General features: G+C 57.3%; 24 protein-coding genes. 11 read left to right on the top strand and 13 right to left on the bottom strand.

The features are described from left to right. Window positions 1–127: 127 nt before the first annotated feature. The 8 genes from BMY44_RS06925 to pyrC form a co-directional block, all read right to left on the bottom strand. Window positions 128–850 carry an ABC transporter ATP-binding protein gene (locus BMY44_RS06925; protein ID WP_089991987.1) on the bottom strand — a complete coding sequence of 241 codons (723 nt, stop codon included), beginning with the start codon at window positions 848–850 and terminating at the stop codon, window positions 128–130. Continuing rightward, complete coding sequence (locus BMY44_RS06920) at window positions 847–1623, bottom strand: MlaE family ABC transporter permease (protein WP_089991984.1); 777 nt, start codon at window positions 1621–1623, stop codon at window positions 847–849. The genes BMY44_RS06925 and BMY44_RS06920 overlap by 4 nt, the downstream gene beginning before the upstream one ends. Beyond that, window positions 1620–2657 (bottom strand): alanine racemase, encoded by a 1038-nt coding sequence (gene alr / locus BMY44_RS06915; RefSeq protein WP_089991981.1) that lies wholly within the window; start codon window positions 2655–2657, stop codon window positions 1620–1622. Before alr ends, BMY44_RS06920 begins: the two co-directional genes overlap by 4 nt. Window positions 2658–2786: 129 nt before the next feature. Further along, window positions 2787–3566, bottom strand: coding sequence for a COG3904 family protein (locus tag BMY44_RS06910; RefSeq protein WP_089991979.1), 780 nt, complete (start codon window positions 3564–3566; stop codon window positions 2787–2789). Then, window positions 3563–4849: a hypothetical protein gene (locus BMY44_RS06905; protein ID WP_089991976.1), complete on the bottom strand. Its 1287-nt coding sequence runs from the start codon at window positions 4847–4849 to the stop codon at window positions 3563–3565. Before BMY44_RS06905 ends, BMY44_RS06910 begins: the two co-directional genes overlap by 4 nt. A gap of 324 nt (window positions 4850–5173) precedes the next feature. Next, a complete protein-coding gene (locus BMY44_RS06900; protein ID WP_089991973.1) occupies window positions 5174–6670 on the bottom strand; it encodes a replicative DNA helicase in 1497 nt (498 codons plus the stop codon). A 216-nt stretch (window positions 6671–6886) separates the two neighbouring features. Further along, window positions 6887–7555, bottom strand: a complete 669-nt coding sequence (locus tag BMY44_RS06895; protein WP_089991971.1) for an orotate phosphoribosyltransferase — start codon at window positions 7553–7555, stop codon at window positions 6887–6889. Between the two features lie 51 nt (window positions 7556–7606). Beyond that, complete coding sequence (gene pyrC / locus BMY44_RS06890; RefSeq protein WP_089991968.1) at window positions 7607–8659, bottom strand: dihydroorotase; 1053 nt, start codon at window positions 8657–8659, stop codon at window positions 7607–7609. A gap of 119 nt (window positions 8660–8778) precedes the next feature. On the opposite strand from pyrC, the gene BMY44_RS06885 reads away from it, so the two are divergent. Both BMY44_RS06885 and BMY44_RS06880 read left to right on the top strand, forming a co-directional pair. Further along, a complete protein-coding gene (locus BMY44_RS06885; RefSeq protein ID WP_089991964.1) occupies window positions 8779–9054 on the top strand; it encodes a hypothetical protein in 276 nt (91 codons plus the stop codon). Further along, the gene (locus BMY44_RS06880) at window positions 9055–9690 is read left to right on the top strand and encodes a hypothetical protein (RefSeq protein ID WP_089991961.1); all 636 of its coding nucleotides are present in this window, start codon (window positions 9055–9057) and stop codon (window positions 9688–9690) included. A gap of 2 nt (window positions 9691–9692) precedes the next feature. Here the strand turns inward: BMY44_RS06880 and BMY44_RS06875 are convergent, their stop codons facing one another. Continuing rightward, entirely contained in the window at window positions 9693–10655 is a 963-nt protein-coding gene (locus BMY44_RS06875) for a hypothetical protein (protein ID WP_089991959.1), read from the bottom strand. Window positions 10656–10760: 105 nt separating this feature from the next. Next, window positions 10761–11984 (bottom strand): acyl-CoA dehydrogenase, encoded by a 1224-nt coding sequence (locus BMY44_RS06870; RefSeq protein WP_089991956.1) that lies wholly within the window; start codon window positions 11982–11984, stop codon window positions 10761–10763. Between the two features lie 113 nt (window positions 11985–12097). Here BMY44_RS06870 and BMY44_RS06865 point away from each other — a divergent pair, with 113 nt between their 5' ends. From BMY44_RS06865 to BMY44_RS06830, 8 genes are all read left to right on the top strand, one after another. Then, entirely contained in the window at window positions 12098–12982 is an 885-nt protein-coding gene (locus BMY44_RS06865) for an AAA family ATPase (RefSeq protein ID WP_089991953.1), read from the top strand. Then, complete coding sequence (locus tag BMY44_RS06860; protein ID WP_423219733.1) at window positions 12982–14223, top strand: vWA domain-containing protein; 1242 nt, start codon at window positions 12982–12984, stop codon at window positions 14221–14223. The genes BMY44_RS06865 and BMY44_RS06860 overlap by 1 nt, the downstream gene beginning before the upstream one ends. A 33-nt stretch (window positions 14224–14256) precedes the next feature. Next, on the top strand, window positions 14257–15216 hold the full coding sequence (locus BMY44_RS06855; protein WP_089991947.1) for an XdhC family protein: 960 nt from the start codon (window positions 14257–14259) through the stop codon (window positions 15214–15216). After that, entirely contained in the window at window positions 15213–16202 is a 990-nt protein-coding gene (locus tag BMY44_RS06850) for a molybdopterin-binding protein (RefSeq protein ID WP_089991944.1), read from the top strand. Before BMY44_RS06855 ends, BMY44_RS06850 begins: the two co-directional genes overlap by 4 nt. A gap of 104 nt (window positions 16203–16306) precedes the next feature. After that, complete coding sequence (locus BMY44_RS06845; protein WP_089991941.1) at window positions 16307–16792, top strand: (2Fe-2S)-binding protein; 486 nt, start codon at window positions 16307–16309, stop codon at window positions 16790–16792. Window positions 16793–16861: 69 nt separating this feature from the next. Beyond that, window positions 16862–19231: a xanthine dehydrogenase family protein molybdopterin-binding subunit gene (locus BMY44_RS06840; protein ID WP_089991938.1), complete on the top strand. Its 2370-nt coding sequence runs from the start codon at window positions 16862–16864 to the stop codon at window positions 19229–19231. An 11-nt stretch (window positions 19232–19242) separates the two neighbouring features. Continuing rightward, window positions 19243–20034 (top strand): FAD binding domain-containing protein, encoded by a 792-nt coding sequence (locus tag BMY44_RS06835; RefSeq protein WP_089991935.1) that lies wholly within the window; start codon window positions 19243–19245, stop codon window positions 20032–20034. A 151-nt stretch (window positions 20035–20185) separates the two neighbouring features. Continuing rightward, window positions 20186–21133, top strand: a complete 948-nt coding sequence (locus BMY44_RS06830) for a YihY/virulence factor BrkB family protein (RefSeq protein ID WP_089991932.1) — start codon at window positions 20186–20188, stop codon at window positions 21131–21133. 78 nt (window positions 21134–21211) lie between these two features. Here BMY44_RS06830 and infC read toward each other — a convergent pair whose 3' ends face one another. Next, window positions 21212–21757 (bottom strand): translation initiation factor IF-3, encoded by a 546-nt coding sequence (gene infC, locus BMY44_RS06825; protein ID WP_089991929.1) that lies wholly within the window; start codon window positions 21755–21757, stop codon window positions 21212–21214. 199 nt (window positions 21758–21956) lie between these two features. On the opposite strand from infC, the gene BMY44_RS06820 reads away from it, so the two are divergent. After that, the gene (locus tag BMY44_RS06820; protein WP_089991925.1) at window positions 21957–22733 is read left to right on the top strand and encodes a hypothetical protein; all 777 of its coding nucleotides are present in this window, start codon (window positions 21957–21959) and stop codon (window positions 22731–22733) included. Between the two features lie 74 nt (window positions 22734–22807). On the opposite strand, the gene BMY44_RS06815 is transcribed toward BMY44_RS06820, so the two are convergent. Then, a complete protein-coding gene (locus BMY44_RS06815) occupies window positions 22808–23656 on the bottom strand; it encodes a ferredoxin--NADP reductase (RefSeq protein WP_089991922.1) in 849 nt (282 codons plus the stop codon). 84 nt (window positions 23657–23740) lie between these two features. Then, window positions 23741–24151, bottom strand: coding sequence for a DUF934 domain-containing protein (locus BMY44_RS06810; RefSeq protein WP_089991920.1), 411 nt, complete (start codon window positions 24149–24151; stop codon window positions 23741–23743). Window positions 24152–24193: the final 42 nt, after the last annotated feature.

Genomic DNA, 24193 nt, shown 5'->3' with positions numbered 1-24193 from the left:
AGGTGTCCGATCCCGATACCCCATCACGGGTGAGTTCGAATTCCTCGGATACTGTTACGCTGAAGACGCAATTATTTCGCAATTGCATCAAATCACGACACAAAATTGCGGTCCGACCGCCGAATCGTTAGCGCACTGTTGAGATTGGACCGTCTGCACTGCCGTGGATGAATTGCATCAGGTGGGGATCGTCTGATGCCGCAATTTCGGACGTTTTTCCTGTCCATTGCACTTTGCCAGCGTGCAGCATCGCGACTTTGTCCGCAATGGCATGCACACTGGTCATGTCGTGCGTGATTGTAATGGTCGTCGCGCCCATTTCGGTGACGATTTCGCGGATCAGACGGTTGATGACGCCCGCCATGATCGGATCGAGGCCGGTGGTCGGTTCGTCGAAAAAGATGATGGACGGCTCGGTGGCGATGGCCCGCGCGAGACCGGCCCGTTTTTGCATCCCGCCCGACAGTTCTGCGGGGTATTTATCAGCGTTGTCGGCAGACAGACCTACTCGGCGCAGCTTTGCGATTGCAATATCCTTCGCTTGATTGCGCGATATGCCGGTCTGAAGATGGCGGAAAGCGACATTCTGCCAAACGGGCAGGCTGTCGAATAGTGCGGCACCTTGAAACAGCATCCCGAAATGCGCGAATTCTATCTTTGGCTTTCCGTCGACGGTGATCGTCCCGCTGTCGGCTGCGACCAGACCGAGGATGCATTTGATCAGTACGGATTTGCCTGCACCGGAGCCGCCGATCACCACAAGGCTTTCACCCTTGGCCACATCAAGCGTAACCCCATCAAGCACCTTGTGCCCGCCGAAGGATTTATGAACATCGCGCAGATGGATCATGCCGAAAAGAACGCTTCTGTGAGGAAGAAGTTTGCCGCGAGGATGAGAACGGAGGCTGCAACGACCGCCCCTTTGGTCGATCTGCCGACACCCGCGGCCCCTTCGGATGAATGCATTCCGTAGTAACAGCCCATCAGGGCGGCGATGAATCCAAACACGGCACCTTTGGCGAGTGACGAGATGATGTCTTTGGCTTCGAGGAAATCGACCGTGTTCTGCAAGTAGCTGGCCGCGTTGAACCCCAAGCGTTCCGTGCCGACGATGTAGCCTCCGAGGATGCCGATCGTATCGCCCACCGCCACGAGCAAGGGGACGACAAGCGTTGCGGCCAATACCCGCGGCAATGTCAGGTATTTCATAGGGTTTGTCGAAAGCGTGACCAGCGCGTCGATCTGTTCGGTGACCTTCATCGTCGCGATTTCAGCCGCGATGGATGACGTCACCCGTGCCGCGACCATCAGTCCCACGAGCACGGGACCAAGTTCACGCACCATGCCGATGGCGACGATCTGGGGAACGACAGCTTCTGCGCTGAACCGCGCCCCGCCCGAGTAGATCTGCAGCGCCAAGGCACCTCCAGTAAAAAGCGCGGTCAAGCCGACGACTGGCAAGGAAAAATAGCCGATCTGGAGCAGTGCAACTCCGAAGGCCCGCCCGTAGAACGGGCCGCGCACCAGGTGCGACAGAGTTTCTGCGGTGAACATGCTGACCCGGCCGATTGCCGCCAGCAGCGCGAGTGTGGCTGCCCCGATCGCGGCCAGCAGCCGGATCATCGCGACTGATAGCGCCGCGTGTAGCGCGGCCCGAGAGACGTGAGGATCTCGTATCCGATGGTACCTGCGTCGCGGGCCAGATCATCAACCGTTTGGTTGGGGCCAAGCAGCGTCAGGGCGTGCGGCGTTTCCGTCAGGTCAGTGACGTCTACGGTCAGCAGGTCCATTGAAACACGGCCTACAAGCGGGCAGGGGGAATCCTCGAACCAGAGTGTCGCCTTGTCCGACATCGCCCGGATCAGACCGTCAGCATAGCCTGCAGACACCGTCGCGATGTCCGTCGGCCGCGTGCATTGCCACGTGTTGCCGTAGCCGACAACTTCACCTTCATCGAGGTGTCTGATCTGGATGACCGGCAGGTCCATGCGCACGACCTTTTGCGCGGTGCCGAAAGGTTCGCCGCCGTAGATGCCGATACCGGGGCGGGTCAGGTCGAAATGGTATTCCTTGCCCAGAAGAATTCCCCCTGTTGCCGCTAGGCTGCGTGGCGTACTGATCCCGTCAGTCATCTGATGGAAGACATCAAGCTGGTAGGCGTTCATCGGGTGGTCGGCTTCATCGGCGCAGGCGAGGTGACTCATCACCAGTGTCGGGCGCTGTTTCAGCGCCGTTTCCGCAATCGCCGCCCACTCGTCCCACTCCATGCCGAGCCTGTTCATGCCTGTGTCCAGTTGCAAGCCGAACGGATGGCCGGGCAGCGCTTCCAGATGGCGGGTGATCTGTTGGATGGAGTTGAGCATCGGTGTCAGGTGCAGATCGTGGATCATGTCCGTGTCACCACGCATATGCCCTGAGAACACGCTGATTTCCGGACCCGGACCCAGTGCCTGACGCACGGCGGCCCCTTCTTCGGCGACGGCCACGAAAAACTTGCGTACGCCAGCCTGTGCCAGCGCCTTGGCCACCCGTCCGGCACCAAGCCCGTAGCCGTCTGCCTTAACGACGGCGGCTGTCTCGCAGTTGGTATAGTGATCGAGCGCGCGCCAGTTGGCGATCAGCGCATCGAGGTCGATTGTCAGGTGTCCGGTACTCATGCGCCGTCTTGTGGCAGGGCTTTGAGGTTGTGGCAAGTCCGGCAGAGCTGCGCGTCTGGCGACGGTGTCCTGCGCGCCGCCCCGTTGGTGTGTTTTTGCATCATCACCGGGGTCAGGGCGGCTGGTTTGTTATTCAGGCGCGACCTCTGCTGTGCTACCGACCAACCCGTAGCGTTCCAATTCTTCGGGGGTGAGCAGGTAAATCTCATCTGGTGGTGTGACCAGTGCGTGCTGCATGATCAACGGGTCGATGCCCATGTCATCAAGATACGCCATGACCTCTCCCTGACCGCGTTGGATGTCTTCCACAGCGAGAAAGGCGGGCAGGGCGGTGTTCTCGCCGAAGAAATGCTGGTGAACACCGACCAGCGCCCCGTCTTCCACTGTCCGGTTCATGCCTGCCGCTAGAAGATAGGGGCAGGCCGACAGGCAGATGTCGCTGGCTGTCATCGCGCTGTTCATTTCCAAACGCCGCATTTCACGACCGATGGCCAAAGCGTCCTGTACAGAGCCTCCGGGACTGTTGAGATAGGCCTGCACCGGTGTGGTTTGATTGTCTTTGAGAAAGTCGAGGAACCGGTCAGCGTCACCTGCTCCAATCTGTCCCGTGATGGTGACTGTAGGTTCGTTGTTCCAGCTGACGTATTCGAACAGCAGACGCGATGGCATGTCTTCTGTCACGGGGATTGGACGCGATCCGGGGCGGGCCTGCCGCGGTGTGATGTCGGACGGATCATAGCGACGGGTCTGATCGCCGGGGCCGAGTGGTTGGGTCAGTTCCGGCGCGGAGGACGGGAAGGCGATTTGTGGCAGTACGCGGATCAGATCGCCCGATAGCAGAACAGCTGCGAAGACGAGTTGCAGGCCAAACACCCAGCGCAGAATGCGCGTTGTGTCATAGGTTTTCATTCTGCAGGTGTCTTTCGGTCAACTTCCTTTAGCGGCACGGGTGGCGCTGGCGGGTGTCGCTGGTCAAGTGACTGTTCCATATCTCGGATCGCGCCGACCGCCGCGCGTAATTCGGCGAGTGTGAGGAGGTCCTCGGTCGCAGCGCCCTCGCGACCGGCACGGATGGCGGCTTGCGTAATCGTGACGATCAGAACCAACACAGCCGGAAGCAGGTCAATTGCGATGGCTCCGGCCCAGCTGGGCACAAAGTTCCCGGCATATTTGATCACGGCATCCGCCGATGACAGTGGCGTGTATGTCGTGTCTTGCGGTGGCTCCATCGACAGTACTGCACTTGCAGCCGCGGAAAGGCCATCGGCCCGCTGTGCAAGGACCGTCATGACAGAGTCGATGGTTGCTTGCTGGCCATCACGCGTGTCCTGATTGGCCCCGTCAAGTTGCGGGAGCACGACCGAGTTCTTGAGATCGTTCGCGGCCCGTTCGACAAGGGGTGCGACAGACAACTGGCGCAATTGCGTGATCACGTTCGCCAAGCGCACGGCTTCTTCGGAGAAGAGAACGGAGCGCGCTTCGACCGGACCTTGTTCGACTGTCAGCGCGCGCATTCGCGACAGGATCGCATTGCCTTCGGCGAAAGCCGCTTCGACGCGCGGTTGTTGATCGGCGATCTGCTGTTCAAGTGAAGCCAGTTCATCGGTCTTTTGTCGCAAGAGCCGGAAGACCGCCCCTTGGCCTGCAAAGCCGGACAACTGGCCGGTCGCTTCCTGTTCGGCCAGATCCTGAAATGACTGGCGCGTGCGTGCGACGTCCAGCACAAGCGACTGCCCTGATTGTGCGATCTCGTCCGCCCGTTCAAGGGCAGCCTGATAATCCTGCACGGTTTCCGCCAGATGCTGTTCGACGGCTGCCGCACCAGCGAGGGCCGCCGCGTTCAGCCAGGATGACATGGCGATGATCGCGCCTGACCCCAGCAGCATCGCGATGAATAGTCCGATCCGCGATGCTGCCGTACGCACGACGGGGAGCAGTTTCATCATGTAGGACCAGAAGACGAAAATGCCGACAGACACGGCGACTGAATAGGCGAGCGCTGCGAAGATCGACAGCGCGCCATTGTCATCCAGCAGTGAGGAGACGCCAAGGTACGTATAGATGCCGGATGCAACGGCGAGTACACCGAGTGCTGTTCCCGTAATCGTATCAAGCCAGCCAAGGTTCGTTTCCAGTTCGTGCGCATTGCGCACATTGCGGGCCTCTGTCCGGGATAATGGTGCGTTCGTCATGTCGTCCCCCTGTTCCCGCAAAAGATAGGTGTGGCAGACGGGAAGGGCAAATCACACAGTTGCGGGCACCCGCCGACTCCTGATTTGCTCGGCTACTGAGCGCAGGATAACCACATGGAACAAGGCATTGGACGATGCGCCCGATGTGATCGGCCTAAGACTGTCCAGCACGCGCTGGCTGCACAGAACGGCACCGGTCGGCGCAGAACGGGACCGGACGATTTGGTTGGTCCAGACCTGCGGACCATCAAGCGGCTCGTCCGAAAGATCGCGCATTATTTTCTGAAAGCCGCGGAATGGCGCGGGCGTGAAAGATCAGGCGATCTAGAAGTTTCGGTCGCCAGCGTCCTGCTGCCACGGCTTCACGAGATTGCCAAAGCGTGTGAACTTGCCTTCGAACGAGAGTTCAACATGGCCGATCGGACCGTGACGGGCCTTGCCAATCACGACTTCGGCCTTGCCGTGCAGTCGCGCCATTTCTTCCTGCCAAGCGGCCATCTTCTCCATCTCGTGATCGCCGGGTTTTTCGCGTTCTTTGTAGTATTCTTCGCGGTAGACGAACATAACGACATCGGCATCCTGCTCGATCGAGCCTGATTCACGCAGGTCGGAAAGCTGGGGGCGTTTGTCTTCGCGGTTTTCAACCTGACGGGACAGCTGGGACAGCGCGATGACCGGGATGTTCAGTTCCTTTGCAATCGCCTTGAGTCCCATCGTGATTTCCGAAATTTCGTTCACCCGGTTTTCACTGCGGCCCGTGCCGCGCACAAGCTGCAGATAGTCCACCATCAGCACATCAAGCCCATGGGTTCGCTTCAGCCGACGCGCGCGGGCAGCCAGTTGCGAAATTGGCAGAGCAGGCGTGTCGTCGATAAAGAGTGGGCAGGCTTCAAGGCTTTTGGCGGCATCGACGAAGCGGCGGAATTCGGCTTCGGTCATGTCGCCGGATTTGATCTGCGTCGACGGGATTTCTGACGCCTCGGACAAAATCCGAGACGCCAGCTGCTCGGCCGACATTTCAAGTGAATAGAAACCGACAACCCCGCCGTTGATGGCACCTTCGGTCCCGTCGGGTTTCACGCCTTTCTTGTAGGCTTTCGCGACGTTGAAAGCGATGTTCGTTGCAAGGGAGGTCTTGCCCATCGATGGCCGTCCGGCAAGAATGACGAGGTCGGATTTATGCAATCCACCCAACCACTTATCAAGGTCGTCCAGCCCCGTAGAAATGCCTGAAAGTTCGCCATCGCGCTGGTAGGCCGCGTTCGCGACGTTGACCGCATCGGTCACCGCCTTGAGGAAACTCTGGAAGCCGCTTTCGGACGTGCCTTGTTCGGCGAGTTGATAGAGTTCCTGTTCGGCTTGAACGATTTGTTCCTTGGGTTCGGATTCGACATCGACCTTGCGGGCCTTGGCGGCGACGGTTTCGCCCAGAGCGATCAGCTCGCGCCGGATCGCAAAGTCATAGATCATCTGTGCGTAATCGCGTGCCGCGAAGGCGGAAATCGCCGCACCCGCCAGACGGGCCAGATAAGCAGGTCCGCCAAGTTCCTTGAGGCCTTCGTCGTCTTCCAGAAATGCCTTCAGCGTTACGGGGCTGGCCAGCGCATTCTTTGCAATCCGATTGGCCGCAGTTTCAAAAATACGGGCGTGCACAGGATCATAAAAGTGCTTGGGGCCGATGATGCTGGCAACCCGGTCATAGATGTCATTGTTGGTCAGGATGGCACCCAGAAGCTGTTGTTCAGCCTCGATGGAATGCGGCATCGTATCTGCTTCAGCGGCCTGGATTCCGGTTGGATTGAATGCAGTAATCTCGTTCATTTGCCTGTCCCTGTTGCCCCGCTGCATGTCCTACACATGTCTTCTGGTCAGGGCTATATTGGCGTTTTCGTGCATAAGGCGCGAACAAACCTGTGGGCAGGATGTGGATAACTCAATCAGCCCCAGATGTCGCGGTACACTTGCGCCGTTTGACTACATCTATCACGTGATTGCGATTCTTTGAACCTCCGATCCACACCCCTGTGGACAAGAAAATCACGCAGGCACCCAACCGGAAGGGTCGCGCAGATAGGCCTCAACAGTTTCAAGGGTTTGCGTGTCATAGGCCCCGCGCGCCTTGGCTTCGGCAAGCACATCCCACCATGTACAAAGGTGAACCAGCTTCACCCCGTGATCGGCAAGCGCCTTTTCAACGCCGTCAAAGATTCCGTAGAAAAAGATCACGGCGGTGGCGTCGCAGGTCGCACCTGTTTCGCGGATTGCGTCCACGAAGGACAGTTTGCTACCGCCATCTGTCGTAAGGTCTTCTACCAGAAGGACGCGCTGGCCTTCTTGCATCACGCCTTCGATCCGGGCGTTCTTGCCATAGCCCTTTGGCTTTTTGCGCACATAGGTCATCGGCAGCGCGAGCCGTTCAGCCACAAGGGCGGAGAACGGTATGCCTGCGGTTTCGCCGCCTGCGATGTTATCGAAGGCTTCGAACCCGCATTCGCGCATGACCGTCACAGTGAGAAAATCCATCAGCGTGCTGCGGATGCGCGGAAATGAGATGAGCTTGCGACAGTCTACATATGTCGGGGCTTTTTTGCCCGAGGCGTGAGTGAACGGTTCCTTGGCGTTAAAAGAGATCGCACCGATTTCCAGAAGCATTCCCGCGCTCAGTTTCGCAATTTCGTCTTTAGTCGGGAACGAGGAAGGGATCATCGCGCTGTCTTTCTGTTGATTTGGGAAACGGGGACGTGGTGCCGATCATTCTTACGTTTCGACCGACCAATGGAGCGGGAAACCAGGATCAAACACTGTCACCGGGCCTTCTGCAGTTTGGATATTTTCCGGGTAGGAGACCGGTTCACCTTTGCGTAACGTGATTTTCTCTGGATTCGGTTCGAGACCGTAAAAGAGTGGGCCGTTGAGCGAGGTGAATGCTTCCAGCTTTTTCAGGGCTCCAGCCGCGTCGAAGACTTCGGCGAGGCAGGACAGCGTGTTTGTTGCCGAGAAGATACCGGCACAACCACAGGGCTGCAGCTTGAGCGGGTCAAGGTGCGGTGCGCTGTCGGTGCCAAGAAAGAAACGTTTGTCACCCGAGATTGCCGCCTGCACCAGCGCTACGCGATGCTTTTCACGCTTGGCGACCGGCAGGCAGTAATAGTGGGGGCGAATGCCGCCGGCCAGTATGTGGTTGCGGTTGATGATCAGGTGGTGGGTCGTGATCGTGGCCGCAAGGTTACGAGGCGTATCGCGCACATAGTCCACAGCGACATCGGTCGTGATATGTTCCATGACCACCCGCAGGTCGGGATTTTTCTTGCGGATTGGCTTCAGAACCTTGTCGATGAATGCCGCTTCTCGGTCGAAGATATCCACATCTGAATGAGTTACTTCGCCGTGCACGCAAAGCGGCATACCAATTTCGGCCATCACATCGAGTACTGGACGGATCTTGTCAAAATTACGCACGCCGGATTGGGAATTTGTTGTGGCACCTGCAGGATAGAGTTTCACAGCGGTCGCGATGCCGTTTTCGTGGGCGGCGGCCACATCAGCCGGGTCAGTGTCTTCTGTCAGGTAGAGCGTCATGAGCGGGGTGAACATGTCCCCAGCGGGCACTGCCGACATGATCCGACCACGATAGGCGTTCGCCTGTTCGGCCGTGACAACCGGTGGGACAAGATTGGGCATGATGATCGCCCGTCCGAAGTGCCGCGATGTTTCTGGCAGCACAGCACGCAACATGGATCCGTCGCGCAGATGCAAATGCCAGTCGTCGGGGCGGGTGATCGTCAGTTCTGTGATGTCTTTATCGGGCATGCGACTCATTTACGCCGGATCGGCGAGCATGACCATAGGGTCAGTGCGTCGACACTTGCACCTATGGCGCGCCCCGCCGCATAGTGGTTCAAACGCAATTCCACCTTGGGAGATTGAGGATGCTTGGATTTCTTATCGCTGTTGGGGCCGGGTTTCTTGTGCCGGTGATCGAGGGCGCTGTTGGCGAAACGATTGCAGAAAGCCTGCGCAAACACATGGAACTTGAGATGAGCGAAACCCGCGTGATTTCGCTTTTGATCGCGTTGATTCTCGCATCCTTGCTTGCACTCGCGCTGCATAGCGGCAACGCGTTCAGCATCGCGCTTGGTCTGACCATCGGATACTTTGGATTGCGCATCATTGGGATCATCAAAAAAGCGATTGACGGCAAGTAGATGAAAACTGTGATTTCGAATGCGATGATTTGTACCGGCATCACTGGTGCGTTTTTGTTTTTGCCGATGACACTTGCGGCACAGGATCGTTGCTTTACGGCCCGCGATCTGGCGCGCGGTGTTACCATAACATTCGAGGCCGGAGATACGCAGACCCTGCGCCGGATCGGCAACGGCCACATCGAACGGATCGAATTCAGTGATAACCGCGCGCCGACGCGCTTTGTCGGGCCTTATGCGCTATATGTTATCGAAGAAGTTGCACTTGAAAATGGTCGGCCCATCGCCAGTGATCTGTTGAAGATCGAGTTCGACGCACCTTTGGACAGTTTGCCCAAACCAAAGACCGGGACCGCGTGGCAGGGGCGTACAACGAATGTGTTTTCGGATGGCTCATTGCGTCCGGAGGTGTTCAGTATAAATGTTGGTGCGCCGACAACTATTGACCTGTCGGGCTGTACATACGACGTGCTTCCGACAGAGGTGCGCTATGATTGGCCGGACGATGGTGGGGGCCTGACGCTGACCTATGATTATCTTCCGGCCCTTGAGGCCGGCTATCTGTTGATCAGCCAGACAGATGGTGAAGCGCCGGCGTCATCTCCGGCTATCAGCCTGACACGCCTTAGCAAGTAGTCTTATTCAGCAGCTTCTGGTGTGAGGGGCCGTGAAGGTGTGATCCCCTGACTGGAAAGTTCTTTCAGCTTTTCGGCGAAGTATGGATCGTCTGACTGGCGAAGCACGAAGGCGCAGACGTTTGCGGCCAGTTGCTTGTGTCCGGTCTGAAATGCTCTTTGAAAGAGCGTGCGCACCACCGTCTTTTGATTCCACCGCGCGCGCATCGCCTTGGCGAACGCCTTTGCCGTCAAGGTGCCGTTCATCGCGTCCCGGATCAGTTGATCGTGGATTCCCATTGCATCGAAGGCGGCATCGATCCGCCAGCTGAGACTGTGGCACCGCAGCTGTGTAACGTTCTTGCGGGTGAACAAGGCGGCATGGATCGCATCGTGCCTTTGCGCCGGATCGAATGCTATAAAGGTGTGGTTGGAGCCATCAATCATATCGGGTGCGTAACCGTAACGGCTCGTGAAATCTGTGCGGCGTTCGCTTCTGTATCGTGGGTCAAAGCCTGCAATCCGCGGGTCAAGGGTTGCTTGCGGGCGTAGTGCAAGCACTGTCGCGCCGGGTGCGGCCACGCTGTACGTGGCAGCCGCATAGCCACAGCTATGTGCCCCGTGAAAAACGACATTGTCGAAATCTTCAAAGAAGCCGTCATCAACAAGACGGTCGAAATAGCCATACACTGCAGGGTGGCGGAACCAGCTTTCTTGCTTTGCGACCAGACAAAGCACGGACCAGCCGTCCTCGCGGGCAAAGCGGAAACCGCGCGGTTCCGCATCCGGATTCAATTTGCTGATCGTTTCGTAAGTTTCAAAGGTGACGAGCAGTTTTGGACCGGCATCTAGGAATGCCACCATGTGATCGTCGCCAAGCGGTTCGAAATAGCCGTATTCCTCGGCTATGTCGTCGATCCGTTCTTCCCAAGTGGCGACATCGAGCTTGGTGAGATCAGTTTCAAAGCTTAACGCATGATCAGTCATTGCTGTTCTCCACTCGCTATGTCCTGTCGTTCAAGACCTTTGGTTTTGCCGTTTCTTTGCGGCGAAAGTGGGCATCGGTTGCGCCACTTTTGCGGCTATTGATCGTCAAAAGAACGCCTGCAATCCCGTTTGAGCACGACCAAGGATCAGGGCGTGGACGTCGTGTGTTCCTTCATAAGTATTCACGGTTTCCAAATTTACCATATGTCGCATGACCTGAAAGTCTTCCGAGATGCCATTGCCGCCGTGCATGTCCCGTGCGTGGCGGGCCACGTCGAGAGCTTTTCCGCAATTATTTCGTTTCATCAGGCTAATCATTTCAGGGGCCGCTTTGCCGTCATCCATCAACCGTCCTACCTGCAATGCGCCTTGAAGCCCGAGCGTGATATCGGTCTGCATGTCTGCTAGTTTCTTCTGGAACAGCTGTGTTTGCGCCAGCGGCTTGCCGAATTGCTTACGATCGAGGCCGTATTGACGTGCTGCGTGCCAGCAGAATTCGGCGGCCCCCATGACCCCCCAAGCGATACCGTAGCGCGCACGGTTCAGGCATCCGAAAGGCCCTTTGAGCCCCTGAACGCCGGGCAGGAGCGCTTCTTCGCCGACCTCAACACCATCCATCACGATTTCACCCGTGATTGAGGCCCGCAAAGACAGTTTGCCGTCGATCTTTGGCGCGCTGAGGCCCGTCATGCCCTTTTCAAGGACAAACCCGCGGATCTTGCCAACATGCGCTTCTGACTTGGCCCAGACCACGAAGACATCCGCGATCGGCGCGTTCGAGATCCACATCTTCGATCCGGTCAGCCGATAGCCGTTGGATGTTTTCTTGGCGACTGTTTTCATGCCGCCCGGATCAGAACCCGCGTCGGGTTCGGTCAGGCCGAAACATCCGATCAGTTCGCCGGACGCGAGGCCGGGCAGGTATTTTTGCCGCTGTTCGTCCGATCCGTACGCATGGATCGGATACATCACCAAAGAGGACTGGACGGACATCATCGAGCGATAGCCGGAATCGACGCGCTCGATCTCACGCGCGACAAGGCCGTAGGTCACATAATTAGCCCCCAATCCGCCGAATGCCTCGGGGATGGTCACGCCAAGCAATCCGGCTTGTCCCATCTGCTTGAAAATATCGGGTGCCGCCTTCGCTTCACGGTAGGCTTGCGTGATACCCGGTTGGAGCTTTTCTTGTGCAAAGGTGCGTGCTGCGTCGCGCAGCATGCGTTCATCCTCGCTCAGCTGGTCTTCGAGCCGTAGCGCATCCGACCAATCGAATGGTCCAAGATCGGGTCCGAAACCCGCAGCTTTGATTGGCGCTTCATGATTCATGGTGATCCGTTCCTATGTTGGTTCAAATGTAGGACTTTGCGGGCGCAGGGGCAATCGCTGCCTTGACGCCCGCGCTGCCAAGTGCAGTTCTGGTGCGAGGCGGGAGGATTTTAATGCCATTTGACAGTATCGACGATGTTCAGAATGCGCTGGCGAAAGAGAACTATATCTGTGATCGCGCCCTTGCCACTGTCGTATTTCTTGGGCTGAAACTGGGCCGTCCGATCTTTTTGGAAGGAGAGGCGGGCACAGGAAAGACAGAGATCGCCAAGGCTCTGTCATCGGCGTTGGGCCGTCGCCTCATCCGGCTGCAATGCTATGAAGGTCTTGATGCCGCGTCAGCTGTCTACGAATGGAACTTTGCCGCGCAGATGATCGCCATCCGTGCTGCGGAGGGTGGTGCGGATAAGGACGATTTGTTTTCGGATGACTATCTGATCGCACGTCCCTTGTTGCAGGCGATGCAACCCCAGCCCGGCGGCGCACCTGTCCTGCTGATCGACGAGCTTGATCGCACGGACGCCCCGTTCGAAGCATTTCTGCTGGAAGCCCTTTCGGACTTTCAGGTCACAATCCCCGAGCGTGGAACGATCAAGGCCCCCACGCCGCCCATTGTCATTCTGACATCCAACCGCACCCGCGAAGTGCACGATGCATTGAAACGGCGTTGTCTTTACCATTGGGTGGATTATCCGTCGTTTGCCCGAGAAATGGAAATCTTGCATGCCCGCGCCCCGGAAGCCAGCGCAGCGTTGAGCCGCGAGATCGTGGCTTTCGTTCAGCAGTTGCGTAAAGAGGATTTGTTCAAAAATCCGGGTGTCGCGGAAACGATCGACTGGGCCAAATGCCTGCTTGCCCTCGATGTGATCGACCTTTCGCCAGAGGTGATATCTGACACGCTTGGGGCCATCCTGAAGTATCAGGATGATATCAAGAAGCTCCAAGGGTCCGAAGCCAAACGCATTCTTGACGAAGCGCGTGACGCATTGCCGGCCTGATGCAGTTTCCCGCATTAGCTCTGCCGGATGACCCGAAACTTGCAAATAACATTGCGCACTTTGCGCGCGCGTTGCGGCGTGCCGGTTTGCCCATTGGGCCGGGTCGCCTGAAACACGCCATTCGCGCTGTTGCTGCTGCGGGGTTCACCCGCAAAGAGGATTTCTATTGGACTTTGCACAGCAGTTTCGTTTCCCGACCCGAACACCGGTTGATCTTTGCGCAGGTGTTCCGGCTCTACTGGCGCGATCCGCAATACCTTGAGCACATGATGTCTTTTTTGACACCGGCGGTGCGCGGCGTACAGGAAGAGCGCTTGGCCCAGCCTGCTGAAAGGCGCGCAGCGCAAGCCCTGCTGGACGGGCAAGTCCCTGATCTGCCCGAGCAGCGCGAAGAGCCCGAGACTGAGATCGACATTGATGCAAGTCAGACGGCTACGGCAATAGAGCGGCTGAAGACGCTTGATTTCGAACAAATGAGTGTGTCGGAGATGGCTGCAGCCAAGCGCATTCTTTCAACCCTTCGATTGCCGATCCCGCCTTTGATGTCCCGTCGCACCCAAGTGCGCAAAGGTAATTTGCCGGATTGGCGACAAACCATGCGGCAGGCTATGCGCAAAGGCGGTGAGGTGCAGGCCTTTGCCACGCGACGCCGCCGCACGCGCTATCCCAACCTTGTCGTTCTTTGCGACATTTCTGGGTCCATGTCGCAGTATTCCCGCGCGGTACTGCATTTTGTTCACGCTGTCAGTCAGGCCCATGGGCAGGGCTGGGCAGAGGTCCATGCCTTTACCTTCGGAACCCGTCTGACGAATATCACCCGCCATCTGAAAGCCCGCGACGTCGATGATGCCCTGAAGGCCGCAGGCGGCGAAGCACAGGACTGGGAAGGCGGCACACGCATCGCTGCCTGCTTACACAGGTTCAATAAGGACTGGTCGCGAAGGGTTATGGGGCAGGGTGCCGTAGTCCTGCTGATCACAGATGGGCTGGATCGCGATCTGACTTATGATCTTGGACAGGAAATGCAGCGTCTGTCTCTGACCGCTCGCCAGGTTATCTGGCTGAACCCATTGCTGCGCTGGGACGGGTTCGCACCAAAGGCCAGCGGCATCGCAAAGATGTTGCCGCATGTTTCCCATTTTCGCGCAGGTCACAACATCGCGTCCCTTTCCGGGCTGGCAGATGCATTGACACGGCCCGAAGATGCTGGCGAAAAACACAGGCTCATGCGATTGTTATGAGATGGCCCGCAACCCATCAGATTGGATCACCAGATGACACCGGACCACCTTTTGCCGCTGACAGCGTTGGATTGGCATCGTGCCGGTCGCAAGGTCGCTGTTGCGATTGTTGTTGAAACCTGGGGGTCGGCTCCGCGAGCTGTGGGGAGCTGGCTGGTTATTGACGAAGACGGGACGATGGCGGGCTCTGTTTCGGGGGGGTGTGTCGAGGGTGCGGTGATTACAGAAGCACTCGAGGCTATGGCGGACGGGCGCTCGCGTTTGCTGGACTATGGCGTCAGTGATGATGAAGCCTTTGCCGTCGGTTTGGCATGTGGGGGTCGCATCCGCGTTCTGGTCGATCCCGTTGGTTCTGTGATGCCGGTCGATCTGCTGGAGGCGTTGGCGACGCGTCAACCGATTGCCTATGTTGCCGCGATTGGCGGGACGGACCGTGAAACGGCGCAGCCAGCGGACTATCCAGACCGGTTTCGCTTTGATCGGTCTGGCCTCTCAGAAGATGAGAAGACATATGTCGGCGTTCACAATCCGCCTTTGCGCATGATTGTCGTGGGCGCCGTGCACATCGCCCAAACGCTGGTTCAATGTGCGCGGTCCTGCGGTTTTGCCCCGATCCTGATCGATCCGCGTGGCGCATTCGGGTCGGCTGCGCGGTTTCCGGACGAGACGATCCTTGATGGCTGGCCGGATGAGGAGATGGCGGCCTTGAAACCGGATGCACGTACTGCGGTGGTGACGCTGACCCATGATCCCAAGCTGGATGATCCGGCGATCATGGCGGCCTTGAAATCAGATGTATTCTACCTCGGGTGCCTTGGATCGACCCGCACCCATGCAAAGCGGGTCGCACGGCTGAAAGAAGCAGGATTCACGGAGGCCCAAATCGCCCGCATCCACGCGCCTGTCGGCCTTGATATTGGCGGGCGTGCACCGGCGGAAATTGCGATCAGTATCATGGCGGAGGTAATCGAGAGCCTGCGCAAAGCCGCATGAAATTCGGTCCTGTTCCGGTCAATGACGCGCTAGGCGCGATTGCCGCCTACAGCATGCGCGCAGGTGGGCGCACGATCAAAAAGGGTGCCGTACTGACAAAAGCTGATCTGTCGCATCTTGAAACTGCCGGGCTTTCCACGATTACGGTTGCCCGTCTGGATGCCGACGATTTGCATGAGGACGAAGCCGCATCCGCGATCGCAAACGCGCTTGTTCCTGACGGTCCGGCGGTCCATCTGCGCCTGTCCCGCGCCGCAACTGGACGGGTTAATCTGTTCGCAACCAACGAAGGAATTGTGGTCTTTGATCCCGAGCGGATCAATGCATTGAATGCCGTCGATCCAATGATCACGGTCGCGACCGTGCCGCCCTATCATCGGCTACCGAAGGACGGAATGGTCGCGACGATCAAGATCATTTCCTACGGAGTTGCGAAGACCGACATCGCGCGGGCCTGTACACTTGCTCCTCAGGTGGCGCTTGCCGTTGGGCAGTACAGTTCCATCACATTGATTGAAACGAAAACCGACAATCCCATGCCGTCGACAAAGGGGCGCGATGCGCTTGCCGTTCGGGTCAATCCGCTTGGGATTTCGCTGACTGACCGGGTGGTCGTCGCCCATGAGATCGATGCACTGTCGACTGCGCTGCAAGAGGCAAAGGGTGACGTGATCTGCATCCTGACGGCGTCTGCTACATCGGATGCGCATGATGTCGCACCTTCTGCAGTGCGGCGTGCCGGTGGCGCGGTTGCCCGCTTTGGGATGCCCGTTGATCCGGGCAATCTTTTGTTTGTCGGAAACCTTGGTGAAAAGCCCATCGTCGGGTTACCCGGATGTGCCCGTTCCCCTGCTTTGAACGGGGCTGACTGGGTCCTGAACCGGATTCTTTGCGGTGTACCCGTAACGTCCGATGATATCGCCGCGATGGGTGTGGGGGGCTTGTTAAAGGAAATCCCGACGCGGCCACGCCCGCGGGCGGGGTGAACAGCACAAGTCCGTCAGTTTGCAGGTGCAGCGTAAGTCGGTGGTTCCCTGTCCTGCTGACCCGTGGTTAACTCCACCGCAACACGACACTTTGGGAGGTTCGTATGACTGATGTCACAATGACCGTGAACGGGAAATCCGTGTCCGGCACCGTAGAAGGGCGCACCCTTCTGGTTGAATTCCTGCGCGATGATCTGCGCCTGACGGGGACGCATGTGGGCTGTGATACCAGCCAATGCGGTGCCTGCGTGGTACATGTAAACGGGGCAGCCGTGAAGGCATGCACCATGTTTGCGGCAGAGGCGAACGGCGCAACCGTCGACACTATCGAAGGTCAGGCGAACGCTGACGGATCGCTAAATGTCATTCAGCAGGCATTCCAGACGCATCACGGGCTTCAGTGCGGGTTCTGCACCCCCGGCATGGTGATGTCGGCGGCCGCCTTGTTGAAGGACAACCCGAAGCCCAGCGAGCAGGAAGTTCGCGAATATCTTGAGGGCAATATCTGCCGCTGCACCGGCTACCACAATATCGTCAAGGCGATCATGGCTGCGAGCGGGCAGGACGTCAGCGCGATTGCTGCAGAGTAGTCGACTTTTCTGAATAACACGCGATCCGATTTTCTGCGCGAAACATCGTGATCCAAAGGGAGGAATAGAATGCCAAAGGATAATGAAGTCGGCCAAAGCACGGTACGGCGCGAAGACATCCGATTCCTGATGGGCTTGGGCAAGTACACCGATGACATCGCTGTACCGGGAGAGGCCCACGCCTATTTTGTACGCTCTGATGTGGCGCACGGGCGGATCAAGTCGATCGACACCTCTGCCGCGGCGTCCATGCCCGGTGTCCAGACAATTTTCACGGGCGATGATTTCGTTGACGTTGGTGGTAACCCCGCCGGTTGGCTGATCAACAGCCGCGACGGCGAGCCGATGAAAGAACCAAAACGGCCCGTACTGGCCCATAGCAAAGTGCGCCATGTCGGTGATGCCTATGCTGCCGTGATTGCTGATACATTTGAGCAGGCTGAAGCCGCCGCCGAAGCCATCGTCGCCGATATCGAAGAGCTACCGGCCATTGTCGATATGGGCAAAGCCTTGTCGCAGGACAATTTCGTCCATGACGAAATCGGTACGAACCAGTGTTTTGACTGGGGTTGGATCGAAGACAACCGGGCTGCGACTGACGAGGCGATCAAGAACGCGCCTCATGTCACGACGCTGGAGCTGATCAACAATCGCCTTGTTCCAAATGCGATGGAACCGCGCGCATCCACCGGTGTCTATGATCCCGGCACGGGTGATTACAAGCTGTTCACAACCTCGCAGAACCCGCATCTGACGCGTTTGCTGATTTCAGCCTTCGTCATGGGAATACCTGAAAACAAACTGACCGTTGTTGCCCCTGATGTCGGTGGCGGGTTTGGTTCCAAGATCTATCACTATGGCGAGGAGGCCCTTGTTCTGGCGGCGGCCAAGCGGCTGGGACGTCCTGTGCGCTGGGTGGCTCAACGATCTGAAAGCTTTTTGACGGATGCCCACGGTCGCGATCACGTCACCAAGATCGAACTTGCCTGCGACAACGACGGCAATTTTCTCGCGTTCCGTACCGAGACGATGGCGAACGTTGGTGCGTACTTGTCAAATTTCTCGACCGCGACGCCGACGTTTCTTCATGGGACGTTGATGGCAGGGAACTACACGGTGCCGAACGTCTATGTGAACGTGAAGGCCGTGTTTACGAACACGGCCCCCGTTGATGCCTATCGCGGCGCTGGGCGTCCCGAGGCAACATATTCCATCGAACGCGTGATTGATAAAGCCGCACGTGAACTCGGCATGGACCCGATCGAAATGCGCCGCAAGAACTTCGTCAAGCCTGACCAGTATCCGTTCGCGAGCGCGGCAGGTTTGGAATATGACACTGGCAACTATGATGCGCTGATGGATAAAATGGAGCAGGTGGCCGACATCAAAGGCTTTGCTGCACGTCGCGCCGAGAGCGAGAAAAACGGCAAGCTGCGTGGTTTCGGCGTGAATGCCTATATTGAGGCCTGTGGTATCGCGCCATCCAATCTTGTCGGGATACTTGGATCGCGCGTTGGCCTTTATGACGCAGCGACGGTGCGCGTGAATGCGACGGGCAATATTGCCGTCATGGTTGGGGCGCACAGCCACGGTCAGGGTCACGAGACCGTGTTCCCGCAAGTTGTCGCGGACATGCTGGGCGTACCGGGTGAAAGCATCGAAATTGTCCATGGCGATACGTCCAAAATTCCTTTTGGCATGGGCACTTATGGATCACGTTCATTGGCGGTCTGTGGGTCAGCTGTAGTTCGCGCTACGGAGAAGATCATCGCCAAAGCCAAGAAGATCGCAGCCCACATGCTGGAAGCATCGGAAGCGGATATTGATTTTGCAGACGGCAATTTCACGGTGAAAGGCACTGACAAATCAGTTGGCTTTGGTGAAGTTGCGCTCAAGGCCTATATTCCACATCAGTTCCCGATCGAGGATATCGAACCGGGTCTGGAGGAAACGGCCTTTTACGATCCGGCAAACTTTACCTATCCGTCCGGGGCTTACAGCTGCGAGGTCGAAGTTGATCCCGATACCGGAAAGGTCACCGTGGACCGCTTTACGGCTGTCGATGATTTCGGCAACGTTATCAATCCGATGATCGTGACGGGCCAGGTTCACGGCGGTCTGGCACAAGGGATCGGGCAAGCGCTGATCGAAAACTGCGCCTATGACGCCGAAGGTCAGCTGATCTCGGCCAGCTATATGGATTACGCCATGCCCCGCGCCGATGATCTGCCGTTCTACACGGTCGATCATTCCTGCGCGACGCCATGCACGCACAATCCACTTGGCGTTAAAGGCTGTGGCGAGGCAGGGGCCATCGGGTCGCCGCCGACAATCGTGAACGCTGTCATCGATGCCCTGCAATCGGGCGGCAAGAACGTGACACATATTGACATGCCACTAACGCCCGCTCGGGTGTGGGCGGCGATGAACGGCGCGTAAGGAGACAGATCATGTACGCATTCGATATCGAAACACCCGCCACGATCGCTGACGCAGTTGCCGCCATGTCGGGGGAGGAAGCACAAGCGCTCGGGGGTGGCCAGACCCTAATTCCGACCCTGAAACAACGTTTGGCAATGCCGGCAAAACTGGTGGCACTGTCACAGATTGCAGAGATGAAGGGCGTCTGCACCGACGATCAGGGCCGGGTCTGCATTGGTGGGGCTACAAACCACGCAACAGTTGCGGCTGAAACGGCAAGTACTTTTCCGGGTTTATCGGGATTGGCCGGCCAGATCGGTGACCCTGCCGTGCGCAATCGCGGCACCATTGGCGGATCGTTGGCCAACAATGACCCGTCCGCCTGTTATCCGGCGGCGGCGTTGGGCACAGGTGCGATGATCATCACCAACTCCCGCGAGATCGCGGCGGATGATTATTTCCAAGGAATGTTCACGACCGCCTTGGAAGAAGGTGAGATCATTACAGAGGTCAAGCTGCCGATTGCGGAAAAGTCGAACTATCAAAAATTCGTTCAGCCAGCGTCGCGTTTTGCATTGGTCGGCGTCTTTGTCGCCAAATATGCGGATGGCGTGCGCGTGGCGGTGACGGGTGCGTCCGAAGACGGTGTCTTCCGCTGGAGCGAGGCGGAAGAAGCCCTTTCAGGCGACTTTTCGGCTGGTGCGATTGCAGACCTGAGCGTGTCTGCTGACGGCATGATTTCGGATTTGCATGGATCGCCTGAATACCGTGCGCATCTGATCAAGGTAATGACAGGGCGGGCCGTTACCGCGGCAAGCTGAACCGCGCACTTTTGTAGCTTTTGGGCCTCGCTGTAATTCGGCGGGGCCCTTTGCATTTCTACGCGCGGGGGAACAAATCATCGCCTTCAGTGGTTTTGTTCAAAAGTCGTCGCGCTGCTGCGCGGTATTCGCAATCTCAGGAGTGCAGCGTATGGCCCGAGGACGTTCAGCGACATCCCCGACCGATATACCGTCCAAGGGGTGGATGGATATCGGCTGGCGGCTGAAAGACGAGATCGCGGCTGATCGTGTAGGATTAACCGCCGCTGGCGTCGCTTTCTATGGGTTATTGGCGCTTTTCCCCGCAATTACGGCAATCCTTGCGATCGCAGGTTTGTTCATCGATCCCCAAAACATGATTTCCGAGTTGGGCATGCTGTCCCAGTTCATGCCTGATCAAGTGATGGAGATCGTCAAGGGGCAAGCAACAGAGATCGCAGGATCAGACGAAGGTGGATTGGGGCTGATGGCAATTCTGGGCGTACTCTTTGCAATCTACTCAGCTTCAAAGGGAATGGGATCGCTGATTGAGGGTATGAACATCGCCTACGATGAGGACGAGAAACGTGGCTTCATTCGACTGAAATTGACGACGATTGGTCTGACCATTGCGCTGCTTTTCGGTATCGTCGTGTCGTTTTGTGCCATCATATTTGTTCCCTCAATTCTAAGTTTTCTAAGTGAAAGCCGCATTGTCGAACTGGCCGCGTTGGGCGCAATTTGGGTCACGCTAATCTTGCTGACAATCTTCGGATTGTCGTTGGTTTATCGCTATGGGCCATCCCGCGATGCGCCCGAATTCCAATGGGCCTCGGTGGGGGCGGTTGTTGGCTGTACGCTTTGGATCATCGGATCAGCGGCGTTCGCTTACTACGTCGAAAACTTTGCTGGCTACACCGAAAGCTTTGGTGCGCTTGGCGGCGCTGTCGCTTTGTTGATGTGGTTCTGGGTGTCAGCCTTTGTCATTCTGATCGGTGCGGAAATCAACGCCGAGATGGAAGCGCAGACCAAGCATGACACGACAGTGGGTGAAGACCGCCCAATGGGGCAACGCGACGCCACGAAGGCTGACAACCTCGGCGAAGCGCAGACCAGTTAACCAAAGCTGGGACCGAAGGTCTTGAAACGAAAAAAGCCTCGCTCATCGCGAGGCTTTTTTTGCTTCAACCAATCGTGCCTACTTTGCCATAGGACCAATCAGCATGACCATCTGGCGGCCTTCCATCTTTGGAAAGTTCTCGACCTTGCCGGCTTCCTTGGTGTCTTCTGCAACACGTTCGAGCAACTGGCGGCCCAATTCCTGGTGTGCCATTTCCCGTCCGCGGAAACGCAGGGTAATTTTTACCTTGTCGCCGTTTTCGAGAAACTTGAAAACGTTGCGCATTTTGACTTCGTAATCGTGGTTGTCCGTATTGGGACGGAACTTCACTTCCTTGATTTCGATAATCTTCTGCTTCTTACGCGCCTCAGCTTCTTTTTTCTGAGTCTCGTACTTGAACTTGCCATAGTCCATGATCTTGCAAACAGGCGGGTTGGCGTTTGGAGAGATTTCGACCAGGTCCAGACCTGCCTCTTCTGCCATCATGAGTGCCCGTTCAGGGCTTACCACGCCTACGTTTTCACCTTCTGCCCCGATCAGGCGGATTTCTGAGGCCCGTATACGTTCGTTTGTGCGTGGGCCGGTATCGCGCTGTGGTGGCGCGTTGTGGGGTCTGCGTCCTATGGCTCTGTTCCTTGTGCAGTGAATCCAATTGTGCCTTGCAAGCTAAACCTGCGCACGGGCGCCTTCAACCCGCAAAAAAGCGCCTTTGCGCGCCGAATTCCCCGTTTAGTACCGCTTCACACTTCGTAAAGCATCTGACATATGGGCAGCGAGGGCTTATATAGGGCCCAGAAGCTATCAATTTGGAAGGATAGACCCGATGAGAGCGACATTGATCCTGATCGTTGTGGCTGTGCTTGGTTTCTTTGGATACCAATACGGCGTAAATGAGCGATCACCCATGGAAGCGATCGGTGCGTTGACCGGTCAGGCGACAGAGACGGCGGATGACGTTGACGAAGGTACATCAGAAACAGCAGGCGAAGCCGCTGATGCTGTTACTGATGCCGCCGAACCGGCCGTTGAAGCAACAACCGAGGCTGCTGAAGGCGTTGCAGACACTGCGAGTGAAGCCGCTGACGATGCTGCTGAAGCTATTGAAAACATTGTCGAAGAAGCACAGGACGCTGCAGAGGATGCTGTTGATGAGGCAAACGACACGGCGGCCGATGTTATTGAAGGCGTAACAGAAGAAGCCAACGACGCGGCCAACGCTGTTGAAACAGCAACCGACGAAGCAGCCGATGCTGCTGCGGATGCGACCGAAGAAGCGACTGACGCCGCGACCGACGCGACTGAAGAAGCCGCTGAAGTTGTAGAAGGTGCTGCTGAAGAAGCTGCTGACGCAGCAACTGACGAGGCCGCAGAAGTAGACGTTCCTGCAGAAGCGCCTGCTGACGATACACCGCCAGATAACATGGCGAGCCTGTTGACGACTGACGGTTTCGACGCTGACAAAGTGCTTGAGATGATTGACGGGTCGGACTTGTCCACTGTTCAGAAAACGGCGCTGGCCGGTGCTGTCAATGCCGCCAAAGACAACCCCCAGCTTCTGGAAGCGACACTGACGCGCATCAGAGAAGCCATGGGCCTCTGATCAGAGGATTACTGAACGAAGCAGGGCCGCGTCATGACTGACGCGGCCCTTTCTTTTTGCCGAGACTTGATCGGTCAGCCGACGAAAGCTTTTTCGATCACGAATTCGCCCGGTTCCGAGTTTGCCCCTTCGCGCAACCCAGCCTTTTCCAGCAAGGCCTTGATGTCGAGGTTGAACGCCAGCGATCCGCAGACCATCGCCCGATCTGTCGCCGGGTCAAGCGGGGGTATCCCAAGATCTGTAAACAGCTCTCCGTTCTCGATCAGGGTAGTTATACGGCCCATCTTCGGGCTCTCTTCGCGCGTTGTCGTCGGATAGTAGCGGATCTTCTTTGCGAAACCTTCCCCAAAGACCTCTTCCATAATTTCATCCTGCTTGAGATCTTCGATCAGGTTATGGCCGTAGGTCAGTTCTGCGACGTCGCGGCAGGTATGCGTAATAATAACTTCGTCATAGTTCTCATATGTCTCTGGTTCCCGCAGCAGTGATGCAAAAGGTGCAAAACCTGTGCCGGTTGCAAAGAAATAAAGCCGTTTGCCAGGCAGAAGCGCGTCATGCACAAGCGTGCCGACGGGCTTGGGGCGCAGAATGATCTGATCGCCGGGCTGGATGTGCTGCAATTTGGATGTCAGCGGCCCGTCCTGTACCTTGATCGAATAGAATTCAAGCTCTTCATCCCAAGATGGCGATGCGATTGAGTAGGCGCGAAGCAAAGGCTTTTGCTTGCCCGTTTTCGGATCGGGATCGCCCATCAGCCCGATCATCACGAATTCGCCTGAACGGAACCGCAGCGAAGCCGGGCGCGACACCCTGAAACTGAAAAGCTTGTCGGTGTAATGCTGGACGGACGTAACTGTCTGCGCATCGGGCAGGGTGGGCACGGCTTTTGCGGTCGCTGTCGTCACGGGTGTTTGCTCTGTCATATCTCTCATTCGGTCTACATGGACCGCCCTAGGGGTTTAGTCATTGATCTGGATCAGGGAAAGGGGCGCGGGCGGAATAATCCGTTACCCGCGCAGGCGCGCCTGATAATCGTGCGCCTGCCAATTCGCGCGGGCAAGCCACTGGGCTTCGGGCTGGCGTTCGGCAAGGCTTGCGTCAATTTCGACTTCATCAAAGCCGCTGCGACGTGCCATCGCATATTGGTCGGCCAGAATATGTCCGCATGCGCGCAGGCGTCCTTTGAAACCGGCCCGCCGCAAGACAGCGGCAAGGGTGAAGCCGCGCCCGTCTGTTGGGGCCGGAAAATCGATGCGGATCATTGCGGAACCGATCAGGTCTGCCATCGCATCGGGTAATGCGTCAGATGGCACATCGACGCCACGGCAACAGTCGTTTGCGATGGTCTGCGTCATATCAGCAAAACCCTTCGACCAGTCATCACTTGAAAAACCGCTATCGGTTACAATTACGTTCATCAGATTGCCCCCACAGGCGTCAGTGTCGCCCAGTTGTCCTGT

Source organism: Cognatiyoonia koreensis (assembly GCF_900109295.1).
GTDB classification, from domain to species: domain Bacteria; phylum Pseudomonadota; class Alphaproteobacteria; order Rhodobacterales; family Rhodobacteraceae; genus Cognatiyoonia; species Cognatiyoonia koreensis.
The sequence above is the reverse complement of the archived record's forward strand: the minus strand, read 5'-3'. Positions and strand labels throughout refer to the sequence as shown.